Origin of the sequence: Bradyrhizobium sp. 31Argb (assembly GCF_043638955.1) — a bacterium.
Classification (GTDB): domain Bacteria; phylum Pseudomonadota; class Alphaproteobacteria; order Rhizobiales; family Xanthobacteraceae; genus Bradyrhizobium.
Genome location: NZ_JBEGDB010000434.1, coordinates 1 through 4,513, shown reverse-complemented (window position 1 = coordinate 4,513; position 4,513 = coordinate 1). Strand labels below are relative to the sequence as shown.

General features: G+C 58.9%; 4 protein-coding genes and 2 pseudogenes. 4 read left to right on the top strand and 2 right to left on the bottom strand.

The window, feature by feature from the left end; genetic code table 11:
- The 3 genes and pseudogenes from AAFX91_RS39440 to AAFX91_RS39430 form a co-directional block, all read left to right on the top strand.
- Positions 1–460 (top strand): annotated as a pseudogene (locus tag AAFX91_RS39440) (IS630 family transposase); the annotation flags it as partial.
- A gap of 1,449 nt (positions 461–1,909) precedes the next feature.
- Positions 1,910–2,133, top strand: a pseudogene (locus tag AAFX91_RS39435) (BolA/IbaG family iron-sulfur metabolism protein); the annotation flags it as partial.
- A 60-nt stretch (positions 2,134–2,193) separates the two neighbouring features.
- Positions 2,194–2,541 carry a ferredoxin gene (locus tag AAFX91_RS39430; protein WP_028169327.1) on the top strand — a complete coding sequence of 116 codons (348 nt, stop codon included), beginning with the start codon at positions 2,194–2,196 and terminating at the stop codon, positions 2,539–2,541.
- Positions 2,542–2,660: 119 nt separating this feature from the next.
- On the opposite strand, the gene AAFX91_RS39425 is transcribed toward AAFX91_RS39430, so the two are convergent.
- Both AAFX91_RS39425 and AAFX91_RS39420 read right to left on the bottom strand, forming a co-directional pair.
- Positions 2,661–2,924 carry a hypothetical protein gene (locus AAFX91_RS39425; RefSeq protein ID WP_035693183.1) on the bottom strand — a complete coding sequence of 88 codons (264 nt, stop codon included), beginning with the start codon at positions 2,922–2,924 and terminating at the stop codon, positions 2,661–2,663.
- A gap of 184 nt (positions 2,925–3,108) precedes the next feature.
- Positions 3,109–3,777: an OmpW family protein gene (locus tag AAFX91_RS39420; RefSeq protein WP_080664218.1), complete on the bottom strand. Its 669-nt coding sequence runs from the start codon at positions 3,775–3,777 to the stop codon at positions 3,109–3,111.
- Between the two features lie 404 nt (positions 3,778–4,181).
- On the opposite strand from AAFX91_RS39420, the gene AAFX91_RS39415 reads away from it, so the two are divergent.
- A complete protein-coding gene (locus AAFX91_RS39415) occupies positions 4,182–4,346 on the top strand; it encodes a hypothetical protein (RefSeq protein WP_155255682.1) in 165 nt (54 codons plus the stop codon).
- Positions 4,347–4,513: the final 167 nt, after the last annotated feature.

The window sequence follows — 4,513 nt, the reverse complement described above, 5'->3', positions numbered from 1 at the left end:
TCAGAGCCACGATTACAAGCGGCATGGCACCACAACGCTGTTTGCGGCGCTCGAAGTCGCCACCGGAAAGATCATCGCAACGCACTCAAAACGACGTCGCCGCGTCGAGTTTCTCGATTTCATGAACAGCGTCACCGCGGCTTTTCCAAACCGGAAGCTTCACGTCATCCTCGACAACCTCAACACCCACAAGAAGAACGAGCGTTGGCTCAATGCCCACCCCAACGTGGAATTTCATTTCACGCCGACAAGTGCGTCCTGGCTCAGTCAGGTCGAGGTATGGTTTTCGATCTTGCAGGGGCAGTCGCTCAGCGGCACTTCCTTCACAAGCCTCAAGCAGCTTTAGGACCACATCGATGCCTACGTCAACGCTTACAACGACAAAGCCGAGCCCTTCGTCTGGACCAAGAAAAAGGTCCGTCAACGCCGGTTCAAAGGCCGCCGTATCACTCAGCTCTGATTCCGGGTACTAGCTCGCCGAATGGACTGGCCAACCAAAACTCTATACGCCCGAGAAGGGCGATTCCAGCGGACGCGGCAGCTCCATCTCGGTTTTCTCGTCGGCGCGGAGGGTTGGACGCCCGGCTGGCCTGCATGTGTGCTGCATCGCGGGAGACGGTCGCCAACGAAACTGCGCGCGCCGAACTCGATTTCGCGTTGTCCACGCTCGCTAACTGGACACGCAACCAGACAGGCAAGCCGTATGATGAAAGCCGTCGGCCCGACTGTAGAGAATAGGTGGGGCTGACGTCGTCCCGCATTCCTTTTGCTTCCGTCCGCCCTAGCCTGCGATAGGGCACGCCCGCGTGCTTTCAGAATCGGGGGGCAGCCTCCCCACATTGCTAGATCCATAAAATCGCGTGCGGACGAACGCGAGCGGCGCGGCTTCACGCTGTCCACCGAGTGAGGCGGCAAGGCGGCGAACGTCGACGCCAGCACCATTTTTGGTCGGGTGAATCCGCGTGCCGGCTTCGCTTCCAATGAGGCCCCATTTGTGGGGGGAGCCGAGGCGAACAGGTGTTAGTGACATCCAAAACGCGCTCGAGACAAAGAAAGCCCTCGGCGGCTACAACCGCCGAGGGCTCCGTCTGGGCTGGCAGGGGGGATCGCAGACCCAGACGTGACAGGACCGTTAGGCAGTGAAATGACGATCCTGTATCAGGAGTTCTGGGAGACTCGCTTTAGAGTAGGCTGGCCGTGCATGCAGGGAGAGGGGGAACAATCCTGCGAAGTACAAACCCCAGTCACGCGCATCAATTCAAGCGACATATCCATTGACCCTAGCCTTGTAATCGAGGTCTTTGCCCCAGGAATCAACTGATTGAAGGCAAGCGCCTTCAAGGCGGAGAGCGTGAAGCGCCGACGCCACTGGCATCCCCGATTGTGGTTTGCCATGGGCGCCGTCGTGGTCCCAGCCGGCTTGGCTTGCGCCCTTGCGCAAGCCGCGCTCGGCGATCGCGCGCTCTCGTCAGAGCGTTCAGCGCTCACCGAAAGATGCGGTCGGTTCGCGCCGAATGGTGCCGGTAAGCGGTCATGCCCTGCTGTAGCGAGGCGTCGAGCTCATCAGGCAGCTTGGCGAAAATTCATGGGCTCCTCCGAGAAGACGACGGTCGTGACGCGCTACATCCTTCCGCGAGATGACATTGCAAGAGCCGGGCCATGCGGAAGGATCGGGATTCTTCGGCTATTTTGGGGGCTAGCTGCGGAAAAGCTGGAGGCGCACGCGTCTGCTCGATGTTTGTCACGTCCGCAACAAAAGAGACCGTTGCTGTAGCAAACGTGACGATGAGTGGCAGTTGTACGTCGGCAGACCGAGAAGGATCGGCGCAGAAGCGCGCGGCGCGCATCTTGGTTCGAAGCTTGCATGGAGAAGCAAGATGGTGGAGCAAGCCAAGCGGGAGCAAGGCAGATCGCGATGAGGGGACCAGACATCGAAGCCCTGATCAGGAAAGGCTTTTCGGACGCGGAGGTGTCCATGACTGATCTAGCCGGCGACGGCGATCATTATGGCGCCCGCGTCGTTTCGCGCGCCTTCACAGTCAAGAGCCGAAGCAGCATCAGATTGTGTATGCGGCGCTCAACGGGATAATGGGTGACGAGCTTCACGCGCTCGCGCTGACGACCGCGGTCCCGAGCGGTGCACTCGGACCTTGTCCCCCTTCAGATGAACCCAATCGAATGCGTGGCGGGCTCATGAACTCAGAAACGGAATTCGAGCTTCCTCAACTCTACAGGCATCATGTCTTTGCCTGCCACGTCCAGCGTCCGCCTACTCATCCGCACGGCAGCTGCGGTGCAGCTGGTGCGCAAGCCCTGTGGGACAGGACGAGCAAGGCGATCGAAGTGCAAGGGCTCACCGATATCGGCTTCACGGCGGCGGGCTGCCTCGGCTTTTGCAAGGCCGGTCCCTTGATGGTGGTCTATCCCGATGGCGTCTGGTACCGTCCAACCACGCCTGACGACATCGACGAAATCGTCGAGTCCCATCTCAAGGAAGGTAAACGTGTCGACCGCCTGGTGATGGTGTTGAAGCGGAGCTGAGGGCTCGGTTAAAGGCAGCTTGCGCGGGCTATCAAGTTAGCCTCGGCTTCCATCTGACGACTGGCGTCTCTGGAATCCTGGGTTACCCTCTTTCGCCAGGGTGATGAGTGGTGGTGACCTCACGGTCCTTCATCAAGAACTCCGTGCCCAACCGGGCCCTTGACCTTATAGGTGCGGCCTTCGCTTTCGTCGGGATCCTCGGTAAGATGGATGTTCCTGATCAGGGTGCGCGCTTGATCACCGTGGACGAGCCTTTGGATTTCAAGTCCCTGATCACCATGCCCTGCCACCTCCAGCGGCGAGCCGTTTGAATCCCTGACGTTGATGTCCTTGTGGCGCTTTGCGCGACGCTCGCCGAGATGGAAAATGGCTTGATCAATCACTCTTACCCTTCGATCTGGTCCGTCACCTCATGTTGGCTCCGCCAATAGCGCAAAGCTAAAGCGAATGCGGCGCCGGGCCCGGCTCCCGGCGCTGAGAGAGATGACGCTTCTTCGAACCGTCAGCTCGCTCGATCTTTTTGTTTGCGCAACCCGGTTTCCACTTTTCCCCGATCGTGCTCTTGGGTCAGAACTTGTAGGTGATGCCGCCGCCGACCAGCCATGGGTCGATATTGGCGCGCCCGGTGACCGGAATCGCCTTGTTTACGGTCGCCGAATAATCCGGCCGCAGCCACAACTTCTTCACGTCAACGTTGAAGCCCCAGTGACGGTCGAGCATGTAGTCGAAGCCGAATTGGACCGCGGCGCCAACTTGGTTGCTGATCTGCAGGTCGGTGACCGCGAGGCCAGCGACCGGCGTGTTGCCCGCCGACTGGTTGAAGAATACGGTGTAGTTGATGCCGGCACCGATATACGGCTTGAACGCGCCGAAATCGGTGAAGTGATATTGCAGCGTCAACGTCGGCGGCAACAGCCAGGATTTGCCGATGTCGAGCCCGTTGAGCGTCCCGGTGCCGTTGATGTGATGCTTGGTCGCGCCGAGAATGAGTTCGGCGGCGATGTTCGGGGTGAAGAAATAGGTGATGTCGAGCTCCGGGACCACTTGATCGCTGATCGAGAGCCCCAAATTCGGTGACGACAGGCCCGGAACGCCGAAGACGTTAACCGAGCTACCTCGAGCATCCGGCAAAACGCCGAGCACGCGCAGGCGGATCATCCAGGGATTGAATGGTTCGACCGGCGGCGCTTTGGTGTAGATCGCCGCCGATGCGAGATCGGCAGCTTGCAGCGACATGGTGGCCCCACCGAATGCCTCACGAGCAGCGAGGCTGTCGTCAGAATTGTTCTTGTTCTCATCAAATTCTTCGATTCCCAAGTCAGCGCGGGGAGTCGCGCGACGTCTCTGTCACACACGCGGCATCGCGAAGGATTTGATGCGAATCAAAATCGGGCGGTCGAGACACGATCAAGTCGCCATGTTGCGAAAGGATCACGACCGTAAGGCGTGATGACTGACTTTTCTTCGAATCGTCATTCCGCTCTATATTTTTTGTTTGAGCATGATCTTCTCGGAAAAGCGGTTTCCACGTTTGCGGATCACGCTCTAATGCAATCCAGCTACAGCGGTAACGCGCGATCGAGGGGCCTCGAAGTTGCGCCGCCATGCCCGCGCATACGCGGGGATTCATTGAGGCAGCAATGTTCGCCAAGTTGCCCGGCTTCCTCCTCTATCTGAAGGGTGCCGGCCGGCAATTGACTAATCAATTCCGCGTCGCCCCTTGTTCGGAAGTCGGATTGGAAATGATCCTGGTGCGGCATATGGTGGCCGAGCCGGGCGCGAGCGGCGAGTTTGGCGTTGCCTAGCCGATCTCGACATAAACCTTCGTATCGTTCCGTCCTACCCTTTGGATACCCGACGATTACCTACGTTCAATTGAGCTGCTGATGGCGGTCGTTCTAGCATTACAGTTGTCTTTTTGTTTTGAAGTGCGCGCGCTGGGCGGCGGCCTGGTGAGCTCTACGCCAAAGTG

Excerpts from the sequence above, each read along its gene's own strand:
- AAFX91_RS39430 (WP_028169327.1), top strand. The coding sequence starts at position 2,194 with ATGAACTCAGAAACGGAATTCGAGCTTCCTCAACTCTACAGGCATCAT.
- AAFX91_RS39420 (WP_080664218.1), bottom strand. The coding sequence starts at position 3,777 with ATGTCGCTGCAAGCTGCCGATCTCGCATCGGCGGCGATCTACACCAAA.
- AAFX91_RS39415 (WP_155255682.1), top strand. The coding sequence starts at position 4,182 with ATGTTCGCCAAGTTGCCCGGCTTCCTCCTCTATCTGAAGGGTGCCGGC.